The following is a 21,921-nucleotide window of genomic DNA, read 5'->3' on the forward strand; positions in this document are numbered from 1 at the left end:
CCCAAGTAGGGAGTATGGGAATACGGGAGTAAGGGAGTAGGGGAAAAGACAGATGTCAGCTGTTGCTCTTCCTACTCCCCTACTCCCCTACTCCCCTACTCCCTTTCGTCATCTTGTGACGAATACAGTCACCAGCGGCTTCTTGCCCCAGGCTTCGTTGGCGGCGCCGCGCACGGCGCGCCGCACTGCTTCCTGCACCAAGTCGAGGTCTTTTCGGCGCTGACGGGGGATGGAGTCCACCGCGCCGATTGCCGCATCGATCATCAGATCTTCCAGCGACTCGCCACGGCCATCGGCCTCGGCGACGCCGATGGCGACCAGGTCGGGGTCGCCGGCAAGCTCATATTTGTCGTCCAGGACGACATTGACCGCCACATGGCCGGCAAAGGACAGCTTGCGCCGGTCGCGGATGCCCATCGCCTCATCGGTGCCGATCAGTCTGCCATCCTTGTAGATACGGCCGAACGGCACCTGATCCATGATGGTGGCTGGGCCGGGAGCAAGCCTGAGCATGTCGCCGTCGCGCACCTGCGCCACCTGGCCGATGCCCGATGTCGACATCAGCGAGCCCTGCGCCACCAGATGTGCCGCCTCGCCATGCACGGGAACGCCGATCTGCGGGCGCACCCATTCATACATCTTGCGCAATTCGCTGCGCCGCGGATGGCCGGAGACATGCACCAGTGCATCGCCGTCCTCTATGATCTTGACGCCGAGGTCGATGAGGCGGTTCTTGATCTCGAGGATCGCCTTCTCGTTTCCGGGAATGGTACGCGAGGAAAACACCACCGTGTCGCCTGCCGTCAGCGACACCGACTTCATCTCTTCGCGCGACAGCTTGGCCAGTGCGGCCAGCGGCTCGCCCTGGCTGCCGGTGCAGATGATGACCAGGTTCTCGCGCGGGATGAAACCAAAATCCTCCTCGGCGATGAACTCCGGCAGACCGTCCATGTAGCCGAGTTCGCCGGCCACATCGATGACCCGCTTCAGCGAACGGCCAAGCACCAGGCACTGGCGTCCGGCATCGCGCGCCGCTTTGGCGATCGAGACGATGCGTCCGACATTGGAGGAGAATGTGGTGACGGCGACACGGCCCTTGGCAGCCTGGATGACGACCTTGAGGCCCTCGCCCACAGCCACTTCGGAAGGCGACTCACCTTCGCGCAGCGCATTGGTCGAATCGCAGATCAGCGCCAGAACGCCCTTGTCGCCATAGGCGCGGAAACGCGCCTCGTCGGTCTTCGGCCCGATCGTCGGCTCCGGATCGATCTTCCAGTCACCTGTATGGATGACGGTGCCGGCCGGCGAGGTAATGGCCAGCGACATCGGCTCGGGAATCGAGTGCGCGACCGGAATGGCTTCGATCTCGAACGGGCCGACGGTGAATTTCTCGCCCGCCCGGTAGATCGTCACCGGTATTTTCGGCGCGCCCTGCTCGCCTTGCCGCTTGGCCTCCAGCAGGCCGGCGCTGAACGGCGTCATCCAGACCGGCGCCTTCAGCTTCGGCCATGTGTCGAGCAGCGCGCCATAATGGTCTTCATGCGCATGCGTGATGATGATGCCGCGCAGATTGGCGAGGTTCTCCTCGATGAAGCGCGTGTCGGGCAGCACAAGGTCGACGCCCGGCAGGCTGGCATCGGGGAAGGTCACCCCGACATCGATGACGATCCATTCGCGCGCATTGGGCGGCCCGTAGCCGTAAAGAGCGAAGTTCATGCCGATCTCGCCGACGCCGCCGAGCGGCACGAAGACGAGTTCGGCGTTTTCCGCTTTCGCCATGATTTTTCCCTTCCTGGCCCTCAGGCCAAGCCTAAAAAGCAATTCCGGGAAAAGTGTGTAACGGTTTTCCCACCGGAGTTGCGCAAAAACAAACAGTTAGAACCGTTCATGAACGGCTCTATGCCCTGGCCGAAGCGACCGCGCCGAAATGCACATCGCCGGCGGCGATCGTCCGAACCGAACCTTCATCGTCGCGGATCACGAAACGGCAGTCCTCGTCAATGGTCTCAAACACCCCACGCACCACATTACCGTCAATTCTGACAGCAACCTCGCCGCCGAGCCCCGCAGCACGATCAAGCCAGCGTCGCCTGACGGCGGCAAGTCCGCGCCCCTCGTCCCACAATCGGGCATTCTCGCTCCATGCATCCGACAGCGCCAGGAACAGCGTTTCCGCATCGCATGCCGCGCCCAGCGCGCTGAGTGATGTTGCGGGATAGGGCAAATCCTCGGGGTATGCCACCACATTGACGCCGATTCCGACCGCCACCGCGAAACGGCCGCCTTCCAGGATTGCCGATTCCAGCAGGATGCCGGCCAGCTTGGCGCCGGAGGCGAGCACGTCGTTCGGCCATTTCAGTTGGAAACGGTTCTTTCCTTCGCTGCCACCGTCGAGGCCGATGGCGATCCGGCCTTTCGGCACCACGGCGTCGAGCGCATCGGCCAGCGCCAGTCCGGCGACGAAGCCCAGCGTCGCGGCAAGGCGAAGCTCTGCCTTGGTGATGACGAGCAGCGTCGCCGCCAGGTTGCCTTCGGGGGTCGCCCAGACGCGGCCGCGCCGGCCACGCCCGCTTTCCTGCTTCTTGGAAACGACCCACAATCTGCCGGGGTCGCCTGCCCTTGCGTGGTCCAGTGCCAGCGCATTGGTGGAGCCGACGCTCTCATGCGCCTCGAGCCGGAACCCTTCCGACGCCGAGGTTGGAGCCAGCCGAAATGCCATGCCGACTAGAAAAACGTCTTGGCGGCGGCTTCGGCATAGGTGCCGATCGGCCCGCCGATCAGCACGTAGAACAGCACGAAGGCGCCGGAGACGCCGAGCACGACACGCAATTCCGTCGCCATCGGCACGAAGCCGCCGACCGGTTCGTCGAACCACATGATCTTGATGATGCGCAGGTAGTAATAGGCGCCCACCACCGAGGCCAGCACGCCGATGATCGCCAGCGCATAGAGATTGGCGTTGATGGCGGCGAGGAAGACGTACCATTTCCCCCAGAAGCCGGCGAGCGGCGGAATGCCGGCCAGGGAGAACATCAGGATGGTCAGGATCGTCGCCATGATAGGATTGGTCGACGACAGGCCGGCCAGGTCGCTGATCTGCTCGACATTGCCTTCCTTGCGCCGCATGGCGAGGATGAAGGCGAAGGTGCCGAGCGTCATCACCAGATAGATCAACATGTAGATGGCAACGCCGCGCACGCCGGCCTGGCTGTTGGCGGCAAGGCCGACCAGCGCGTAGCCCATATGGCCGATCGAGGAATAGGCCATCAGCCGCTTGATGTTGGTCTGGCCGATGGCGGCGAAAGCACCAAGCGCCATCGAGGCGATCGAGATGAAGACGATGATCTGCTGCCAGTCTGCGGCGATCGGCTTGAACGCACCCATGGTGACGCGCACCATAAGCGCCATCGCCGCCATCTTGGGTGCTGCCGCCAAAAAGGCCGTCACCGGTGTCGGCGCGCCCTCATAGACATCTGGCGTCCACATGTGGAACGGCACCGCCGAGATTTTGAAGGCCAGACCGGCCAGCACGAAGACGAGGCCGAAAACGAGGCCAAGCTGGCGCTCGCCGCTGCCGAGCGCAGAAGCGATCTCCTGGAAGCCGGTGTTGCCGGTGTAGCCGTAGACCAGGCTGATGCCATAGAGCAGCATGCCCGAGGACAGCGCGCCGAGGACGAAATATTTGAGGCCAGCCTCAGTCGAACGCAGATTGTCGCGGTTGATCGCGCACAGCACGTAAATCGCCAGCGATTGCAGTTCGAGGCCGAGATAGAGCCCGATCATGCCATTGGCGGAGATCATCAGCATCATGCCGAGCGTGCACAGCAGGATCAGCACCGGATATTCGAACTTGTCGAAGCGTTCAGCCTTGGCAAAGCGCATCGACATCACCAGCGTCACCGCCGAGCCGACCAGCGCCAGCACCTTCATGAAGCGGGCGAAGGAATCCTGGATGAAGGCATTGCCGTAAGCGCTGCCCTGCCCGGTCCGGAAGATCAGCCAGGCGCCTGCGATCGCCAGCACGGCCACCGCAAGGCCGGTTACCGTGTTGGCCGTGTTGGCGCGCGAATAGGCTCCGACCATCAGCAGCGCCAGCGCGCCGACGGCAAGGATCAGCTCTGGCGTCGAGAGCGACAGGCTGGAGAGAAGGTCCGGCGTCATGGTTCGCAAAACCTCTGGTCAGTTCGCCGCCGCGGTCTGCGCGGCGCCGATGGATGCAGTGACATTGGTGACGAGCGACTTGACCGATTCGGCCGTCGCGTCGAAGACCGGGGCGGGATAGACGCCGAAGAAGATGACTAGAACGACCAGGGGGTAGATGATCACCTTCTCGCGCAGCGACAGGTCGAGCAGGCCCTTCAGGCTGTCCTTGGTCAGCGCACCGAAGATCACCCGGCGGTAGAGCCAGAGCGCGTAGGCGGCCGACAGGATGACGCCGGTGGCGGCGAAGAACGCCACCCAGGTGTTGACCCGGAACACGCCGAGCATGGTCAGGAACTCGCCGACGAAGCCGCTGGTACCGGGCAGGCCGACATTGGCCATGGTGAAGATCAGGAACACCGTGGCGTATTTCGGCATGTTGTTGACCAGGCCGCCATAGGCCGCGATCTCACGTGTGTGCATGCGGTCGTAGATGACACCGACGCACAGGAACAGCGCGCCGGAGACGAGGCCGTGGCTGAGCATCTGGAAGATCGCGCCCTGCACGCCTTCCTGGTTCATGGCGAAGATGCCCATGGTGACGAAGCCCATATGAGCAACCGACGAATAGGCGATCAGCTTCTTCATGTCCTCCTGCATCAGCGCCACCAGGGAGGTGTAGATGATGGCGACGACGGACAGCGCGAAGACCAGCGGCGCGAACATTTCCGACGCCAGCGGGAACATCGGCAAGGAGAACCGCAGGAAACCGTACCCGCCCATCTTCAACAGGATGCCGGCCAGGATGACGGAGCCCGCCGTTGGCGCCTCGACGTGCGCGTCGGGCAGCCAGGTGTGCACCGGCCACATCGGCATCTTCACCGCGAAGGAGGCGAAGAAGGCAAGCCATAGCCATGTCTGCATGTTGGCCGGGAAGTTGTGGGTCAGCAGCGTCGGGATGTCGGTTGTGCCGGACTGGAAGAACATCGCCATGATGGCGAGCAGCATCAGCACCGAGCCGGCGAGCGTGTAGAGGAAGAACTTGAACGAGGCGTAGACGCGCCGCTTGCCGCCCCAGACGCCGATGATGATGAACATCGGGATCAGGCCGGCTTCGAAGAAGACGTAGAACAGCACGATGTCCAGCGCGCAGAACACGCCGATCATCAGCGTTTCGAGCAGCAGGAAGGCGATCATGTAGGCCTTCACGCGCTTCTCGATCGATTCCCACGACGCCAGGATGCAGAGCGGCATCAGGAACGTCGTCAAGATGACGAACAGCATCGAGATGCCGTCGACGCCCATATGGTAGGAAATGCCGGAGTCGAGCCAGGCGACCTTCTCGACGAACTGGAAGCCGGACTGCGAATTGTCGAATCCGGTCCAGATGAACAGCGAGATGATGAACGTGAAAGTCGTCGTCAACAGCGCGATGGCGCGGATGTTGCGGCGTGCATTTTCGCTGTCGTCATTGATGAACAGGATAAGCAGCACACCAACCAGCGGCAGGAAGGTGACCAGCGAGAGGATTGGCCATGCGGTCATCAGAGCATCATCCAGGTGACGAGTGCGGCAACGCCGATCAGCATGGCGAAGGCGTAGTGGTAGAGATAGCCGGTCTGCAGCTTGACGACGCGGTCGGTGACATCGACGACGCGCGCCGCAATGCCATCCGGGCCAAGGCCGTCGATGATGGTGCCGTCGCCGGTCTTCCACAGGAAATGGCCGAGGCGCTTGGCGGGCCGCACGAACAGGAAGTCGTAGAGCTCGTCGAAATACCACTTGTTGAGCAGGAAGGCGTAGAGCCCGCGATGCTGCGCGGCGAGGTTGACCGGCATTTCCGGCGAGCGGATGTAGAATTTCCAGGCCAGCGCGAAGCCGATCAGCATGGCGATGAAGGGCGACAGTTCGACCCACAGCGGCAATTCGTGGATGTCGTGCAGGATGTGATTGTCAGGCAATGTGAACAGCGATGCCTTCCAGAACTCGGCATAGCCCTCGCCGATGAAGGCACCGTGGAAGATGACGCCGGCAAACAGCGCGCCCGCGGCCAGGATGAACAGCGGCACCAGCATCACCGGCGGCGATTCATGGACATGGTGCATCACCTCATGGCTCGCCCGCGGCTTGCCGTGGAAGGTCATGAAGATCAGCCGCCAGGAGTAGAAGGAGGTGAAGCAGGCGGCGATGACCAAAAGCACGAAGGCCATGCCGGCAACCGAATTGTGGCCGGCAAAGGCGCTCTCGATGATGGCGTCCTTGGAGAAGAAGCCGGCGGTGCCGATGACCGTCACCGGAATGCCGACGCCGGTCAGCGCCAGCGTGCCGATCACCATCATCCAGTAGGTGGTCGGGATCAGTTTCCTGAGGCCGCCCATCTTGCGCATGTCCTGCTCGTCGGACACGGCATGGATGACGGAGCCCGAGCCGAGGAACAGCAGCGCCTTGAAGAAGGCATGCGTGAACAGGTGGAAGATCGCCGCACCATAGGCGCCGACGCCGAGCGCCACGAACATGTAGCCGAGCTGCGAGCAGGTCGAATAGGCGATGACGCGCTTGATGTCGTTCTGGACGAGACCGACGGTGGCCGCGAAGAAGGCCGTGAAGGCACCGATGAAGGTCACCACAGTCAGCGCCGAATGCGACAGTTCGAACAGCGGAGACAGCCGTGCCAGCATGAACACGCCGGCCGTCACCATGGTGGCGGCATGGATCAGCGCGGAAACCGGTGTCGGGCCTTCCATGGCATCCGGCAGCCAGGTGTGCAGCGGCACTTGCGCCGACTTGCCCATGGCGCCCATGAACAGGAGCAGGCAGACGATCGTCATGGCCGCCTGCTTGTCCAGCGCATAGCCGAGGAAGGTCAGCACCGCGGCGCCGTGCGGGGCGCCTTCGGCCGGAATGAACGTTGCCGCATTGGCGAAGATGGTGCCGAGATTGACCGAGCCGAACAGCACGAACAGGCCGAAAATGCCGAGCGCGAAGCCGAAATCGCCGACGCGGTTGACGACGAAGGCCTTGATTGCCGCGGCATTGGCCGACGGCTTCTTGTACCAGAAGCCGATCAGCAGATAGGAGGCGAGGCCCACCCCTTCCCAGCCGAAGAACATCTGCACCAGATTGTCTGATGTCACCAGCATCAGCATGGCGAAGGTGAACAGCGACAGATAGGCGAAGAAGCGCGGCCGGTTCGGATCGTGGTGCATGTAGCCGATCGAATAGATGTGAACCAGCGCCGACACGGTGTTGACCACCACCAGCATCACCACCGTCAGCGTGTCGATCCTGAGCGCCCAGGCCGCTTCCAGCCCGCCTGACTGGATCCAGCGCATCACCGGCACGGTGAACACCTCGCCATGGCCGAAACCGACGGTGAAGAAAGCGACCCACGACAGCACCGCCGCGATCACCAGGAAACCGGAGGTGATGTATTCGGACGCCTTGGCGCCGAGCGACGTGCCGAACAGGCCGACGATCAGGAAGCCGAGCAGGGGAAGGAAGACGATGGCCTGATACATGGTGGTTCCGTCAACCCTTCATCATGTTCACGTCTTCGACCGCGATCGAGCCGCGGTTGCGGAAGAAGACGACGAGAATGGCAAGTCCGATGGCGGCCTCGGCCGCCGCGACCGTCAGCACGAACAGCGCGAACACCTGGCCGACCAGATCGCCGAGTGCCGCCGAAAAGGCGACGAAATTGATGTTGACCGCCAGCAGGATCAGTTCGACCGACATCAGGATGACGATGACGTTCTTGCGGTTCAGGAAGATGCCGAACACGCCGAGCGTGAACAGAACAGCCGATACGGTCAGATAATGCGCGATGCCGACAACCATCTCAGAGTCCCTCGCCTGTCTTGACCTTGCGGATTTCCATACCGGTCGCCGGCGTGCGGCCGACCTGGGCTGCGATCGACTGCCGCTTGACGCCTGGTTTATGGCGCAGCGTCAGCACAATGGCGCCGATCATGGCGACCAGCAGCACGAGGCCCGAAATCTGGAAATAGTAGAAGTAGTCCGTATAGAGGATGTCGCCGAGTGCGGCCGTGTTTGTCCGCGTGGCGAGATCCGGAATGGGCTTGGAGACCGTCGAGGCGAGCTGCGGCGCGAAAGTGTAGCCGCCGAGCACGACGATCAGCTCCGCCGCCAGGATCAGCCCGACCAGCGCGCCTATCGGCGCATATTGCAGGGCGCCTTCCTTCATCTCGGCGAAATCGACGTCGAGCATCATGACGACGAACAGGAACAGCACCATCACCGCGCCGACATAGACGACGAGCAGGATCATCGCCAGGAACTCGGCCCCGGTCAGCATGAACAGGCCGGCGGCGTTGAAAAAGGTCAGGATCAGGAACAGCACCGAATGCACGGGGTTGCGCGACGAAATGACCATGAACGCCGACGCCACCGCGACAAAGGCGAAGAGGTAGAAAAAGGCCGCCTCTAGTCCACTCAACATTGGGGATCCCCCGGGTTCCTGTACGAACAGGACGCTCGTCCTGTTTGTTGTCTCTGGCCTGGTTCCGCCTCCGGTTCCAAAGCCGCGTTGTCCTAGCCCATGTTCCGATCGGGTTGAAAGGCCCGATCGAAAGAAACATGGGCCACTCTGTATTCCGGAGCATGATCTGGTCCGAAAAGTCCGCAACTTTTCGGGATCATCCTCTGGACGAGGCCCCTGCCCCGCCCATGCGTCAAATATCAGCGGTAGGGCGAGTCCAGCGAGATGTTGCGCGCCAGTTCGCGCTCCCACCGGTCGCCATTCGCCAACAGCTTGTCCTTGTCGTAGTAGAGTTCCTCGCGCGTCTCCGTCGCGAATTCGAAATTCGGCCCCTCGACGATGGCGTCGACCGGGCAGGCTTCCTGGCAGAAGCCGCAATAGATGCACTTCACCATGTCGATGTCGTAGCGAACCGTGCGGCGCGTGCCGTCATTGCGGCGCGGGCCGGCCTCGATGGTGATGGCCTGCGCCGGGCAGATTGCCTCGCACAGCTTGCAGGCGATGCAGCGTTCTTCGCCATTGGGATAGCGGCGCAGCGCATGCTCGCCGCGGAAGCGCGGACTGGTCGGCCCCTTCTCGTGCGGATAGTTGATCGTCTCCTTCGGCGCGAAGAACTGGCGCATCGACAGGAAGAAGGCGCTGACGAAATCCTGCAGCAGCAGCGATTTGGCGGCTTGGGAAAGAGCGGACATCACGCAAACCCCGTGATCTTGAGGAAGGCCGCTGTGGCGACCACCATGAACAGCGAGATCGGCAGGAACACTTTCCAGCCAAGCCGCATCAATTGGTCGTAGCGGTAGCGCGGCACGAAGGCCTTCACCATGGAGATGCCGAAGAACACGAAACAGACTTTCAGCACGAACCAGATGACACCCGGCACCCAGGTGAACGGCGCGAAGTCGAACGGAGGCAGCCAGCCGCCGAGGAACAGGATGGTGGCCAGCGCGCACATCAGCACGATGGCAACGTACTCGCCAAGGAAGAACAGCAGGAACGGCGTCGACGAATATTCGACCATGTGGCCGGCGACCAGCTCCGATTCGGCTTCCACCAGATCGAAAGGCGGCCGGTTCGTCTCGGCCAAGGCCGAGATGAAGAAGATGATGAACATCGGGAACAGCGCCAGCCAGTTCCAGTCGAGGAACGTGTTGGGCAGGCCAAGCCGCGTACCAATTCCATCATGCTGCGACAGCACGATATCGGTGAGGTTGAGCGAGCCGGCGGTGAGCAGAACGGTGACGATGACGAAGCCGATCGAGACTTCGTAGGACACCATCTGCGCCGCCGAACGCAGCGCGCCGAGGAACGGATACTTCGAGTTGGAGGCCCAGCCGCCCATGATCACGCCATAGACCTCGAGCGAGGAGATGGCGAAAACATAGAGGATGCCGACATTGACGTTGGCGATCGCCCAGCCCTGATCGACCGGGATGACCGCCCAGGCCGAGATCGCCAGCACGGCCGACACCAGCGGCGCCAGCAGGAACACGCCCTTGTTGGCGCCGGACGGGATGACCGGCTCCTTGAAGACGAATTTCAGCAGATCGGCGAAAGCTTGCAGCGTGCCCCAGGGGCCGACGACGTTCGGGCCACGGCGCAGTTGCACCGCCGCCCAGATCTTGCGGTCGGCGTAGAGGATGTAGGCAACGAAAATCAGCAGGATAACGATCAGCACGACCGATTTCAGCAGAATAATCAGCGCCGGCAGCACGTAGAAGGAGAAGAAAGTGTCCATGCTTATTCCGCCGCCTGCTTGAAGCCGCTCTTGGCCAGTGCCGAGCATTCCGCCATCACGGCCGATGCCCGCGCGATCGGGTTGGTCAGGTAGAAATCCGTCACCGGCGAGGTGAAGGTGCCCTTGTTCAGCCGCCCGCCGAGCTTCGCCACCTCGGCGATATCCTCGGCATTGCCGGCCGCGACCTGATCGATACGGGCCAGATGCGGGTATTCGCCATAGAGCTTGGCGCGCAGCTGCGGCAGCGAATCGAACGGTAGTTTCTTGCCCAGCACATCCGACAGCGCCCGCAGGATCGCCCAGTCCTCGCGCGCCTCGCCCGGCGCGAAGCCGGCGCGGTTGGTCTGCTGCACGCGGCCTTCGGTGTTGACGTAGGTGGCCGACTTTTCCGTGTAGGCGGCCGCCGGCAGGATGACATTGGCGCGGTGCGCGCCCTGGTCGCCATGCGTGCCGATATAGACGACGAAAGCGCCGCCGGTCTTGGCCATGTCGATCTCGTCGGCGCCGAGCAGGAACAGGAGCTCCATTTCGCCCAGCATGCCGGCAACGTTTCTGCCGCCCTCGCCCGGCACGAAGCCGAGGTCGAGGCCGCCGACACGTCCGGCCGCGTTGTGCAGCACGGCAAAGCCGTTCCAGTCAGCGCGGGCAGCGTTTACGGCGGCGGCGAGCTTGGCCGCCTGTCCGAGCACGGCCGCGCCATCGGCACGCGCCAGCGCGCCCTGGCCAACGATGATCAGAGGGCGTGTCGCCTTCTTCAGCGTCTGGAAGAACTTGCCGTTGCCGTCGGCCAAATCCTTCAGCGAATCCGGTCCGGCGCCCAGCTGTTCGTAGTCGTAGCGGGTATCGCCGACATCGCCGATGACGCCGACCGGCAGATTGCCGATCCGCCAGCGCTTGCGGATACGGGCGTTGAGCACCGAGGCTTCATAGCGCGGATTGGCGCCGATGATCAGCACCGCATCGGCCTGCTCGATTCCTTCGATGGTCGGGTTGAAGATGTAGCTCGCACGGCCGAGCGCCGGGTCGAGTGCGGCGCCATCCTGGCGGCAATCGGTATTCTTCGAGCCGAGCGAAGCCATCAGCAGCTTGAGCGCATAGGTTTCCTCGACGGCGGCGAGATCGCCCGCGATAGCGCCGATCTTTTCGGGCGCCGTCTTCGACACCGCATCCTTTATCGCGGCGAAGGCCTCGGCCCAGCTGGCGGCAACCAGCCTGCCGTCCTTGCGCACATAGGGGCGGTCGAGGCGCTGCGTGCGCAGGCCGTCCCAGATGAAGCGGGTCTTGTCGGAGATCCACTCCTCGTTCACCGCCTCGTTGACGCGCGGCAGGATGCGCATCACTTCGCGGCCCCGGCTATCGACACGGATCGCCGAGCCGACCGCATCCATCACATCGATGGATTCGGTCTTGGTCAGCTCCCACGGCCGCGCCTGGAAGGCGAATGGCTTCGAGGTCAGCGCGCCGACCGGGCAAAGGTCGATGACATTGCCCTGCAGCTCCGACGTCATCGCCTGTTCGAGATAGGTGGTGATCTCGGCATCCTCGCCACGGCCGATCAGGCCCAGTTCGGAGATGCCGGCGACTTCGGTGGTGAAGCGGACGCAGCGCGTGCAGTGGATGCAGCGGTTCATCACCGTCTTGACCAGCGGTCCGATGTATTTGTCTTCGACCGCGCGCTTGTTCTCGTGATAGCGCGAGGAATCGACGCCGAACGCCATCGCCTGGTCCTGCAGGTCGCATTCGCCGCCCTGGTCGCAGATCGGGCAATCCAGCGGATGGTTGATCAGCAGGAACTCCATCACGCCTTCCCTGGCCTTCTTGACCATCGGCGTGTTGGTGAAGATTTCCGGCGCCTCGCCATTCGGGCCGGGACGCAGGTCGCGCACGTTCATGGCGCAGGATGCCTGCGGCTTGGGCGGCCCGCCCTTCACCTCGATCAGGCACATGCGGCAATTGCCGGCGATCGACAGCCGCTCATGGAAGCAGAAGCGCGGCACTTCCGCGCCAGCGTCTTCCGCCGCCTGCAGCAGCGTGTAGTGGTCGGGTACAGTGATCTCTTTCCCGTCGACCTTGAGCTTTGCCATTCGCCTCAAACCCCTGCGGAGTTCCCGCAATCTCTTTTTCCGGACGCGGTCGAGACCACGTCGGGCACTTCATTCACATCTTGACGGCGAGCGCCGCCGCTTGGGTTTTCCAATCGTCGCGGCCGATGCGGCCGCCGAGCGACAGATAGTCCTCGACCCAGGCAACCTCTTGCGGCGTCCATGCCGCGATCTGGGCATACGTCCAGATACCGAGGCCGTTGAGAACCTTTTCCAGCTTCGGCCCGATGCCCGAGATGGCCTTGAGATCTGCCGGAATGGCCGGCTTCTCCATGGCGTTCGGCTGCCTGAAATCCTCGGGCATCAGCGCATCGCCGGCGCCGCTTGTCGCCGGAGCGGCGTTTGCGGCCGGCACGGCAGTGGCGGCTTCCTTGGCGGCAATATCGGTGACCTCCCGGGCGAAGGACTGCGCCTCGGCGATCATGGTTTTCGCCGTCGCCCGTGCCTTGGTGGAGGAAGGACTTGGATCTTCGAACTGCGCGACGCGCGCCTTGAAATCATCGACTATCGGCTGCAGCAGCCGCTGCGAGGCTTCTGCCGCGCCTGAAAGCGCGCCCAGCCAGACGCCGAAAGCATGATTGGCGAGCCCGAGGCCAAGCGCCGACATCGCCGCTGCACCCGCCACAGGATGCACGAAAAGGTTGACGGCGCTAGCCATCTCCTTCGGCATCATCCTGGTCAAGTCCTGGTTCATCTTCTCGATCTGGTCCAAATTGGGCATCAGCGGGTTCGAATACGGCGCCATAGAGTTCTCCTGGTCGTTTCTTCGTTCGCCCCGCCCTTCGCTGCGGACTTCCGCCCGCGTAAACATTCTTCTATTCCGCCGCCACCATCACAGGCTCGGCCCGGTGCGCATTGCGCGAAAACTCGTCGATGCGCCGCTCCACTTCGCCGCGGAAATGCCGCATCAGTCCCTGGATCGGCCATGCCGCCGCGTCGCCAAGCGCGCAGATCGTATGGCCCTCGATCTGCTTGGTGACGTCGAGCAGCATATCGATCTCGCGCTTCTGCGCCTCGCCGCGCACCAGCCGTTCCATCACCCGCCACATCCAGCCGGTGCCTTCGCGGCATGGCGTGCACTGGCCGCAGCTCTCGTGCTTGTAGAAGTAGGAAAGCCGCGCGATCGCCTTCACGACATCGGTCGACTTGTCCATGACGATGACAGCCGCGGTTCCAAGGCCGGATTTGAGGTCGCGCAGCGCGTCGAAATCCATCGGCGTGTCGATGATCTGCTCGGCCGGCACCAGCGGCACCGAGGCGCCGCCCGGTATGACCGCCAAAAGATTGTCCCAGCCGCCGCGAATGCCGCCGCAATGCGTCTCGATGAGCTCGCGGAACGGAATCGACATCGCCTCTTCGACCGTGCACGGATTGTTGACGTGGCCGGAGATGCAAAACAGCTTGGTGCCGACATTATTGGGCCGGCCGAAGGACGAGAACCAGGCCGCACCGCGGCGCAGGATGGTCGGCGCGACCGCGATCGATTCGACATTGTTGACCGTGGTCGGGCAGCCATAGAGGCCGACATTGGCCGGGAATGGCGGCTTCAGCCGCGGCTGGCCCTTCTTGCCTTCGAGGCTTTCGAGGAGTGCAGTCTCCTCGCCGCAGATATAGGCGCCGGCGCCGTGGTGCATGTAGATGTCGAAATCATAGCCGGAGGTGTTGTTCTTGCCGATCAGCTTGGCCTCATAGGCTTCCTCGATCGCGCGCTGCAGCGCCTCGCGCTCGCGGATGAACTCGCCGCGCACATAGATGTAGGCGGCAATCGCGCCCATGGCGAAACCGGCAAGCAGCGCGCCCTCGACCAGCGTGTGCGGGTCGTTACGCAGAATGTCGCGGTCCTTGCAGGTGCCGGGCTCGGATTCGTCGGCGTTTATGACGAGATAGCTCGGCCGGCCATCGCTCTGCTTGGGCATGAACGACCATTTGAGACCGGTCGGGAAGCCGGCGCCGCCGCGGCCGCGCAGGCCCGACGCCTTCATCTCGTTGACGATCCACTCGCGCCCCTTGGCAACGATGCCGGGCGTGTTGTCCCAGGCGCCGCGCGCCATGGCGCCGGCCAGCGACTTGTCGAACAGGCCGTAGATATTGGTGAAGATGCGGTCTTTGTCCTGAAGCATTTTTCGTCCCTCAGACCGGCTTCTTGCCGAAGACGCGGATGTATTCGGCGACGCCACCCTTGGCGAGCGCCTTGGCCTGCTTGACCCAGTCGTCGCGATCGATGCGGCCCTGGAAAGAGAGATAGCCATCCACCCACTCGCGTTCGGCCTTCTTCCACGACGCGACCTGCGCGAAGGTGAAAATGCCGAGCGTATGCAGGATGCCCTCGATCTTGGGGCCGACGCCGGAGATCAGCTTGAGGTCGTCGACCTGTGCCGGTTTATCGATTCCGGCCGGACGGTTTTTGTCCCCGAGCGACGGTTTGGCCGGCTTGGCCGCCGGCACCTTGACCTCCGGCGCCTTGAAGGCGGATGCCGGCTCGGCCTTGGTTATCGGACCGCTGCGCTGCTTGGAAACCTGCTCGACCTTGGAGTCCGCCTTGTTGGCGTTGGCGGCCGAATGCAGCGGCGCGGCAACGCTCGCCGCCTTTTCAACCGCCGGCGCGACCTTGGTTTTTGAAGGCGTCTTCAATGCCGGGCTGGTTTCAGGAGCGTCGGTCTTCGGCTTGCTGGTGTTGGACGGTTCGACAGGGGCCGCGGCCGGCCCCGGCACAGGCGCCGCGATGATCGCGTCGGGCGCCGCCCTGGCGGCCTTGGCGGCCTCCCTGGCCTCCCTTTCGCGGGTCGACTTGAGGATCGCCTTTTCGCTCTTCAGCGTGGTGAGGCCGGAGGCCGGCTCGGAGCCGGTGCGGCCGTTCTGCGGCCCCGGTTCCACCGAAGCACCCTTGCCGGCGTCATAGAGATCGATGATTTCAGCCAGGCGTTCCGGCGTCAGATCCTCGAACGTGTCCTTGAAGATCATGACCATCGGCGCGTTGACGCAGGCGCCAAGGCATTCGACCTCTTCCCAGGACAAGGTGCCCTTGTCGTTGGCGTGGAACTGGTCGTGATGGATTTTGGAGCGGCACACATCCATCAGCGCTTCCGAACCGCGCAGCATGCAGGGCGTGGTGCCGCAGACCTGGATATGCGCACGCGTGCCGACCGGATTCAACTGGTACTGCGTGTAGAAGGTCGCGACTTCGAGCCCGCGGATACGCGGCATGCCGAGCATGTCGGAAATCGTCTCGATGGCCGCCTTCGTCACCCAGCCTTCCTGCTCCTGCGCTATCATCAGCAAGGGAATGATGGCCGACTGCTCACGGCCCTTCGGGTACTTCTTGATCCATTGCTTCGCCGCAGCCGCGTTCGCCCGGTTGAAGGCGAAGGATGCTGGCTGGACGCTGGCTTCTGCGAGACGGCGGACTGACATTTAGCGATCGACCTCACCAAACACGATGTCGAGGGAGCCGAGAACGGCGGTGACGTCGGCCAGCATGTGGCCGCGGCAGAGGAAATCCATCGCCTGCAGATGCGCGAAACCCGGCGCGCGCAGCTTGCAGCGGTAGGGCTTGTTGGAGCCGTCGGAAACCAGATAGACGCCGAATTCGCCCTTCGGCGCCTCGACCGCGGCGTAAACCTCGCCGGCCGGCACGCGATAACCCTCGGTGTAGAGCTTGAAGTGATGGATCAGCGCTTCCATCGAGCGCTTCATCGCCTGGCGCTTGGGCGGCACCACCTTGCCGTCGAGGTTCGACACCGGCCCGGTGCTTTCCTTGCCGAGCAGGAGATCGACGCACTGGCGCATGATCTTCGCAGACTGGCGCATTTCTTCCATGCGCACGAGGTACCGGTCGAAGCAGTCGCCGTTCTTGCCGATCGGAATGTCGAAATCCATTTCCGAATAGCATTCATAGGGTTGCGACTTGCGCAGGTCCCAGGGAGCACCCGAACCGCGCACCATCACGCCCGAAAAACCCCAGGCCCAGGCATCGGCCAGCGAGACGATGCCGATGTCGACATTGCGCTGCTTGAAGATGCGGTTGCCGGTCAGCAGCTGATCGAGGTCGTCGATCGACTTCAGGAACGGGTCGATCCACTTGCCGATGTCCTCGACCAATTTCTGCGGCAGATCCTGATGGACGCCACCGGGGCGAAAGTAAGCGGCATGCATGCGCGAACCCGAGGCGCGCTCATAGAACACCATCAGCTTTTCGCGCTCGACGAAGCCCCACAGCGGCGGCGTCAGCGCGCCGACGTCCATCGCCTGCGTCGTCACATTGAGGATGTGCGACATGATGCGGCCGATTTCGCAGTAGAGAACGCGGATCAGCTGGCCGCGCTTCGGCACTTCGATGCCGAGCAGGCGCTCGGCGGCAAGCGCGAAGGCGTGCTCCTGGTTCATCGGCGCGCAATAGTCGAGCCGGTCGAGATAGGGAATCGCCTGCAGGTAGGTTTTGGCCTCGATCAGCTTTTCGGTGCCGCGATGCAAGAGCCCGATATGCGGATCGACGCGATCGACGACTTCGCCGTCCAGCTCCAGCACAAGGCGCAAAACGCCGTGCGCCGCAGGGTGTTGCGGGCCGAAATTGATGTTGAAGTTGCGGACCGAAGTTTCAGCCATTTACTGCTTTGCCTTCTCGTCACCCGGCAGCACGTAATCCGTACCTTCCCACGGGGACAAAAAATCGAAATTGCGGAATTCCTGCTTGAGCTCGACCGGCTCATAGATAACGCGCTTGGCCTCGTCGTCGTAGCGCACCTCGACGAAGCCGGTCAGCGGGAAATCCTTGCGCAGCGGATGGCCTTCGAAACCATAGTCGGTCAACAGGCGGCGCAAATCGGGATGGCCCGAAAACAGCACGCCGTAGAGATCGTAGGTCTCGCGCTCGAACCAGTCGGCACCGGGAAAGACGCCGGTGATCGATGGCACCATGGTTTCCTCGTCGGCCTGCACCTTGATGCGGATGCGCACATTCTGCTTCGGCGACAACAGATGATAGACGACGTCGAAGCGCTTGGCCCGCGACGGATAGTCGGCGCCGCAGACGTCGATGATCGAGATGAACTGGCAGCGCGCATCGTCGCGCAGGAAGGTCATGACCTCGACCAGATCGCGCGGCTCGACGCGGATGGTGAGTTCGCCATAGGCGATATCAGCCTCGTTCACGCGGCCGATCAGCTTCTCGCCGAGATAGTTCGACAGTTCGCTCAGGGATGCGGTCATGGATTTACCGTTCGATCGTGCCGGTGCGGCGGATCTTCTTCTGCAAGAGAAGAATGCCGTAGAGCAGCGCTTCGGCGCTCGGCGGGCAGCCGGGCACATAGATATCGACGGGCACGATGCGGTCGCAGCCGCGCACCACCGAATAGGAGTAGTGGTAGTAGCCGCCGCCATTGGCGCAGGAGCCCATCGATATGACGTAGCGCGGTTCCGGCATCTGGTCGTAGACCTTGCGCAGCGCCGGCGCCATCTTGTTGGTCAGCGTGCCGGCGACGATCATGATGTCGGACTGGCGCGGGGACGCGCGCGGCGCGACGCCGAACCGCTCCGAATCATAGCGCGGCATCGAGGTGTGGATCATCTCGACCGCGCAGCAAGCGAGGCCGAACGTCATGAACATCAGCGACCCGCTGCGCGCCCAGGTGATGAGCGCCTCGGTCGAAGTGACCAAAAAGCCCTTGTCGGCCAACTCGTTGTTGATCTCGAGGAAGAAGGGATCGTCCTCCCCCACCGGCCTGCCGGTGTTGGGATCGATAATACCCTTGGGCTTCGGCGCGACGAGGGTGCCTGAACTGTCGTTCAATCCCATTCCAGCGCTCCTTTTTTCCATTCATAGGCAAAGCCGATGGTCAGCACCGCCAAAAACACCATCATCGACCAGAAACCGAGCATGCCGATCTTCGAAAACGACACCGCCCACGGAAACAGGAAGGCCACTTCCAGGTCGAAGATGATGAACAGGATCGACACCAGGTAGAAACGGATGTCGAACTTCATGCGGGCGTCGTCGAACGAGTTGAAACCGCACTCGTAGGCGGAAAGCTTTTCGGGATCGGGATTGCGGTAGGCCACCAGGAAGGGCGCGGCCAGCAGCGCCAGGCCGACAACCAGCGCCACGCCTATGAACAGGACGATGGGCAGGTATGAGCTCAAGAGTGCGTTCATGCTCGGCTTTCCGTTGGCGCCAATCCAGTTTGATTACAGCACCGGACCCTAATGCGGAAGCGTGACAGTTTAACCGCTGAACCGTTTTAAGGGCCTATGCTGCAACGCGGCGAGGGTTAGCGCAGCACTTCCAGCGAAGCAAGTCAAACCTTGTTCAAAACACCGACCTGGACGGCATATCGCGGCAAACTGGTCCGATCCGCTCCTGTTTGATTTCCTTCGCTTTTTACTCCACTTTTCTCTCCTGACATGGATGCAGCCAAAACCCTGCTAGCATGGGTTGGAATCAGCCATTCGACCCTCGGTCAAACACTTCAAAGTGATGCCTGCATGAAGGAAAAGATCTCGCTCCCCACGGCCCGTCGCATCGCACTTGCCGCCCAGGGGTTTCTCGATCCCCGCCCGACCGGCACGCCCGACCGCCGGCATTTTGCCCGCACCCTCTCCCGCACCGGCCTGCTGCAGATCGATTCCGTCAGCGCGGTGGTGCGCGCTCATTATATGCCGCTCTATTCGCGCCTTGGTCCCTACCCGTTCTCGCTGCTCGACAACGCGGCCGTGACGCGTAAGCGCACGGTTTTCGAATACTGGGCGCACGAGGCGTCCTTCCTGCCGGTCGAGACCTACCCGCTGATGCGCTGGCGCATGCAGCGCGCCGAGCGCGGCGAGGAAATGTATCTGGGGCTCGCCAAATGGGGCCGCGAACATGCCGCCTATATCGAGGAGATCTACCGCCAGGTCGCCGAGCGCGGCCCGATCGCCGCTTCCGCGCTCGAAGGCCAGAAAGGCTCGGGCGGCTGGTGGGGCTGGAGCCACGCCAAGCATGCCTTCGAATGGCTGTTCTGGGCCGGACGCATCACCACGGCGCACCGTCGCGGTTTCGAGCGCTTCTATGATCTGCCCGAGCGCGTGCTGCCGCAGGCGGTCCTCGATCTGCCGGTGCCGACGCCTGAGGACGCGCACCGCGAATTGCTGCGCATTTCCGCCCGCGCCCACGGCGTGGCGACTTCAGGCGATTTGCGCGATTATTTTCGGCTTTCGCCGGCGGACATGAAGGGCCGGCTGGAGGAGCTCGTCGAAACAGGCGAATTGCTGCCGGTGCGTGTCGAAGGCTGGGACAAGCCGGCCTATCTTCACCGGGACGCCCGCCTGCCGCGCAAAGTCGAGGCCCGCGCCCTGCTGGCGCCCTTCGATCCGGTCGTCTTCGAACGATCGCGCACCGAGCGGCTGTTCGATTTCCATTACCGCATCGAGATCTACACGCCTGCCGACAAGCGGCAATACGGCTATTATGTCCTGCCGTTCCTGCTCGGCGACAGGATCGTGGCACGCGTCGACCTCAAGGCCGACCGTCCGGCCAGCATACTGCGGGTCCATGCGGCCTATGCCGAGCCGGGTGCGCCGCCTGAAACCGCTGCAGAACTGTTCGAGGAATTGAAGCAGATGCAGGGCTGGCTTGGCCTAGAGCGCATGGAAGTGACCCCGGCCGGCGATTTGGGTCCGGCGCTGGCCGACATCGCCATGTCGTAAGCTCGCGTTGACACCGCCGCCCGCAAAAGCCTAAATCCGGTTCAGATGGTCTCTTGCCCGCAACGGCAAGAGCTAAGAGGGAATGCGGTGCGGGGCAAAGTCCCAAATCCGCGGCTGTCCCCGCAACTGTAAGCGAAGAGCCAAGGCCGAAAGCCACTGGGGAGTTCCCGGGAAGGCGGCTACCAAGGCGATGACCCGCGAGCCAGGAGACCTGCCGTCTGCGACTTTAGAATCCGATCGCCCGGCGGGTTTCCGGGCAAGGAGCCCGATCTTGGACCACGACAGCAGTTTTTCGGCTGGCACAGCGGATATTTCGTCCGGCCATGATGATGCCTTGGCCGGCGTCACCATCATCGTCTGCGCCTCCTGCCGCGATGAGACCGGCTCCGACGCTCATCCCCGCGCCGGCGAATTGCTGGCGGAGGATACGCGCCGCGCCGCATCCAGCGACGACATCCGCATCCGCAGCGTCGAATGCCTTGGCAATTGCAAGCGGCGTCTCAGCGCCGCCATCCTGCGGGACGGCTGCTGGAGCTATGTCTTTGGCGACCTGACCGAGACCAGCGGGGCCGACCTCGTCACGGGCGCCAAGCTTTTCGCCACCTCGACCGACGGTCTCATTCCCTGGCGTGGCCGTCCCGATAGCCTGAAGCGTGGCCTCGTTGCCCGCATCCCTCCCCTCGACATGCTGAAGGACTGACCATGACTGCCCCAGATTCGTCTGCGAACCTCTCCCGCGTTCCCTGCACCGTCGTCACCGGCTTCCTCGGCGCCGGCAAGACGACGCTGGTCCGCCATCTCCTGGAAAACGCCGGCGGTAAGCGCATTGCCATCATCGTCAACGAGTTTGGCGACATCGGCATCGACGGCGAGATCCTGAAGGGCTGCGGCATCGACACCTGCCCGGAGGAAAACATCGTCGAACTGGCCAATGGCTGCATCTGCTGCACCGTCGCCGATGATTTCGTCCCGGCGCTTGACAAGATCCTGTCGCTGACGCCGAGGGTCGACCACATCCTGATCGAGACTTCGGGCCTGGCGCTGCCCAAGCCGCTGGTCCAGGCCTTCCAGTGGCCGAGCGTGAAAAGCCGGGTGACTGTCGATGGCGTCATTGCCGTGGTCGACGGCCCGGCCTTGGCCGAAGGCCGCGTCGCCAACGACATGGATGCCCTGCAGGCGCAGCGCGCCGGGGACGAGACGCTCGACCACGACGACCCGGTGGAAGAACTGTTCGAGGACCAGATCGCCTGCGCCGACCTGATCATCCTGTCGAAAAGCGACCTGATGGACGCAGCCGGCACCGCCCGCGCCAACACCATCATCAACGAACACTCCGCCCGCGCGGTGAAGATCGTGCCGACATCGCATGGCAAGGTCGATCCCTCGGTGCTGCTCGGGCTCGGTCTCGCCGTCGAGGACGACATCCAGAACCGCAAGTCCCATCATGACGGCGCGTTCGACCACGAGCATGACGACTTCGACACCTTCATCGTCGACATTGCCTCGATCGCCAATCCGGACGAGCTGGCAAAGCGCGTCGCCACCGTCGCAGAAGAAGAGAACGTGCTGCGCGTAAAAGGCTTCGTCGAAGTCGGCGGCAAGCCGATGCGGCTCTTGCTGCAGGCCGTCGGGCCGCGCGTCAATCATTACTATGACCGCGCCTGGACCGCGCAGGACGACCGCCGCTCGCGTCTCGTCGTCATCGGCCTGAAAGGGCTGAACCGCCCGGCGATCGAGCGTATACTCGCCGGCTGATTTCGGACACGGGT

Annotated in this window: 20 protein-coding genes and 1 riboswitch; of the genes, 3 read left to right on the forward strand and 17 right to left on the reverse strand. The window is 63.1% G+C overall.

Translation table 11 applies throughout. The features are described from left to right. Positions 1–108 precede the first annotated feature (108 nt). From NP945_RS23655 to NP945_RS23735, 17 genes are all read right to left on the reverse strand, one after another. Positions 109–1,779 (reverse strand): ribonuclease J, encoded by a 1,671-nt coding sequence (locus tag NP945_RS23655; RefSeq protein WP_256747671.1) that lies wholly within the window; start codon positions 1,777–1,779, stop codon positions 109–111. Positions 1,780–1,897: 118 nt separating this feature from the next. Further along, the gene (locus NP945_RS23660; RefSeq protein WP_256747672.1) at positions 1,898–2,719 is read right to left on the reverse strand and encodes a biotin--[acetyl-CoA-carboxylase] ligase; all 822 of its coding nucleotides are present in this window, start codon (positions 2,717–2,719) and stop codon (positions 1,898–1,900) included. 5 nt (positions 2,720–2,724) lie between these two features. Further along, positions 2,725–4,161 (reverse strand): NADH-quinone oxidoreductase subunit NuoN, encoded by a 1,437-nt coding sequence (gene nuoN / locus NP945_RS23665; RefSeq protein WP_127331474.1) that lies wholly within the window; start codon positions 4,159–4,161, stop codon positions 2,725–2,727. An 18-nt stretch (positions 4,162–4,179) separates the two neighbouring features. Further along, on the reverse strand, positions 4,180–5,685 hold the full coding sequence (locus tag NP945_RS23670) for an NADH-quinone oxidoreductase subunit M (RefSeq protein WP_127331476.1): 1,506 nt from the start codon (positions 5,683–5,685) through the stop codon (positions 4,180–4,182). Further along, positions 5,685–7,658: an NADH-quinone oxidoreductase subunit L gene (gene nuoL, locus NP945_RS23675; RefSeq protein ID WP_127267203.1), complete on the reverse strand. Its 1,974-nt coding sequence runs from the start codon at positions 7,656–7,658 to the stop codon at positions 5,685–5,687. Before nuoL ends, NP945_RS23670 begins: the two co-directional genes overlap by 1 nt. Positions 7,659–7,668: 10 nt before the next feature. Then, entirely contained in the window at positions 7,669–7,977 is a 309-nt protein-coding gene (nuoK, locus tag NP945_RS23680; RefSeq protein ID WP_010910101.1) for an NADH-quinone oxidoreductase subunit NuoK, read from the reverse strand. A gap of 1 nt (position 7,978) precedes the next feature. Then, positions 7,979–8,599, reverse strand: coding sequence for an NADH-quinone oxidoreductase subunit J (locus NP945_RS23685; protein WP_256747673.1), 621 nt, complete (start codon positions 8,597–8,599; stop codon positions 7,979–7,981). Between the two features lie 239 nt (positions 8,600–8,838). Beyond that, a complete protein-coding gene (gene nuoI / locus NP945_RS23690; protein WP_023812382.1) occupies positions 8,839–9,330 on the reverse strand; it encodes an NADH-quinone oxidoreductase subunit NuoI in 492 nt (163 codons plus the stop codon). Then, positions 9,330–10,373 (reverse strand): NADH-quinone oxidoreductase subunit NuoH, encoded by a 1,044-nt coding sequence (gene nuoH, locus NP945_RS23695; protein WP_127398567.1) that lies wholly within the window; start codon positions 10,371–10,373, stop codon positions 9,330–9,332. The genes nuoI and nuoH overlap by 1 nt, the downstream gene beginning before the upstream one ends. A gap of 2 nt (positions 10,374–10,375) precedes the next feature. Continuing rightward, positions 10,376–12,457, reverse strand: coding sequence for an NADH-quinone oxidoreductase subunit NuoG (gene nuoG, locus NP945_RS23700; protein ID WP_256747674.1), 2,082 nt, complete (start codon positions 12,455–12,457; stop codon positions 10,376–10,378). A gap of 73 nt (positions 12,458–12,530) precedes the next feature. Then, complete coding sequence (locus NP945_RS23705) at positions 12,531–13,220, reverse strand: NADH-ubiquinone dehydrogenase (protein WP_256747675.1); 690 nt, start codon at positions 13,218–13,220, stop codon at positions 12,531–12,533. A gap of 70 nt (positions 13,221–13,290) precedes the next feature. Further along, on the reverse strand, positions 13,291–14,595 hold the full coding sequence (nuoF, locus tag NP945_RS23710) for an NADH-quinone oxidoreductase subunit NuoF (protein WP_127268495.1): 1,305 nt from the start codon (positions 14,593–14,595) through the stop codon (positions 13,291–13,293). A gap of 10 nt (positions 14,596–14,605) precedes the next feature. Further along, on the reverse strand, positions 14,606–15,886 hold the full coding sequence (locus tag NP945_RS23715) for an NADH-quinone oxidoreductase subunit E (protein ID WP_256747676.1): 1,281 nt from the start codon (positions 15,884–15,886) through the stop codon (positions 14,606–14,608). Next, positions 15,887–17,077: an NADH-quinone oxidoreductase subunit D gene (locus NP945_RS23720; protein WP_023812387.1), complete on the reverse strand. Its 1,191-nt coding sequence runs from the start codon at positions 17,075–17,077 to the stop codon at positions 15,887–15,889. After that, entirely contained in the window at positions 17,078–17,680 is a 603-nt protein-coding gene (locus tag NP945_RS23725) for an NADH-quinone oxidoreductase subunit C (RefSeq protein ID WP_127382173.1), read from the reverse strand. It abuts the gene before it with no gap. Positions 17,681–17,684: 4 nt separating this feature from the next. After that, positions 17,685–18,266, reverse strand: a complete 582-nt coding sequence (locus NP945_RS23730) for an NADH-quinone oxidoreductase subunit B family protein (RefSeq protein WP_013531090.1) — start codon at positions 18,264–18,266, stop codon at positions 17,685–17,687. Further along, a complete protein-coding gene (locus tag NP945_RS23735; protein ID WP_010910112.1) occupies positions 18,257–18,622 on the reverse strand; it encodes an NADH-quinone oxidoreductase subunit A in 366 nt (121 codons plus the stop codon). The genes NP945_RS23730 and NP945_RS23735 overlap by 10 nt, the downstream gene beginning before the upstream one ends. 330 nt (positions 18,623–18,952) lie before the next feature. Between NP945_RS23735 and NP945_RS23740 the strand changes: the two genes are divergently transcribed. From NP945_RS23740 to cobW, 3 genes are all read left to right on the forward strand, one after another. Beyond that, positions 18,953–20,152, forward strand: a complete 1,200-nt coding sequence (locus NP945_RS23740; protein ID WP_127810070.1) for a winged helix-turn-helix domain-containing protein — start codon at positions 18,953–18,955, stop codon at positions 20,150–20,152. Positions 20,153–20,181: 29 nt separating this feature from the next. Next, a riboswitch (cobalamin riboswitch) is annotated at positions 20,182–20,386 on the forward strand. Between the two features lie 37 nt (positions 20,387–20,423). Continuing rightward, positions 20,424–20,852, forward strand: coding sequence for a DUF1636 family protein (locus NP945_RS23745; RefSeq protein WP_127382171.1), 429 nt, complete (start codon positions 20,424–20,426; stop codon positions 20,850–20,852). Positions 20,853–20,854: 2 nt separating this feature from the next. Continuing rightward, positions 20,855–21,907 (forward strand): cobalamin biosynthesis protein CobW, encoded by a 1,053-nt coding sequence (gene cobW, locus NP945_RS23750; RefSeq protein ID WP_256747677.1) that lies wholly within the window; start codon positions 20,855–20,857, stop codon positions 21,905–21,907. Positions 21,908–21,921 lie beyond the last annotated feature (14 nt).

This window comes from Mesorhizobium sp. LMG17149, from assembly GCF_024518695.1.
In the GTDB taxonomy this organism is placed as follows: Bacteria; Pseudomonadota; Alphaproteobacteria; order Rhizobiales; family Rhizobiaceae; genus Mesorhizobium.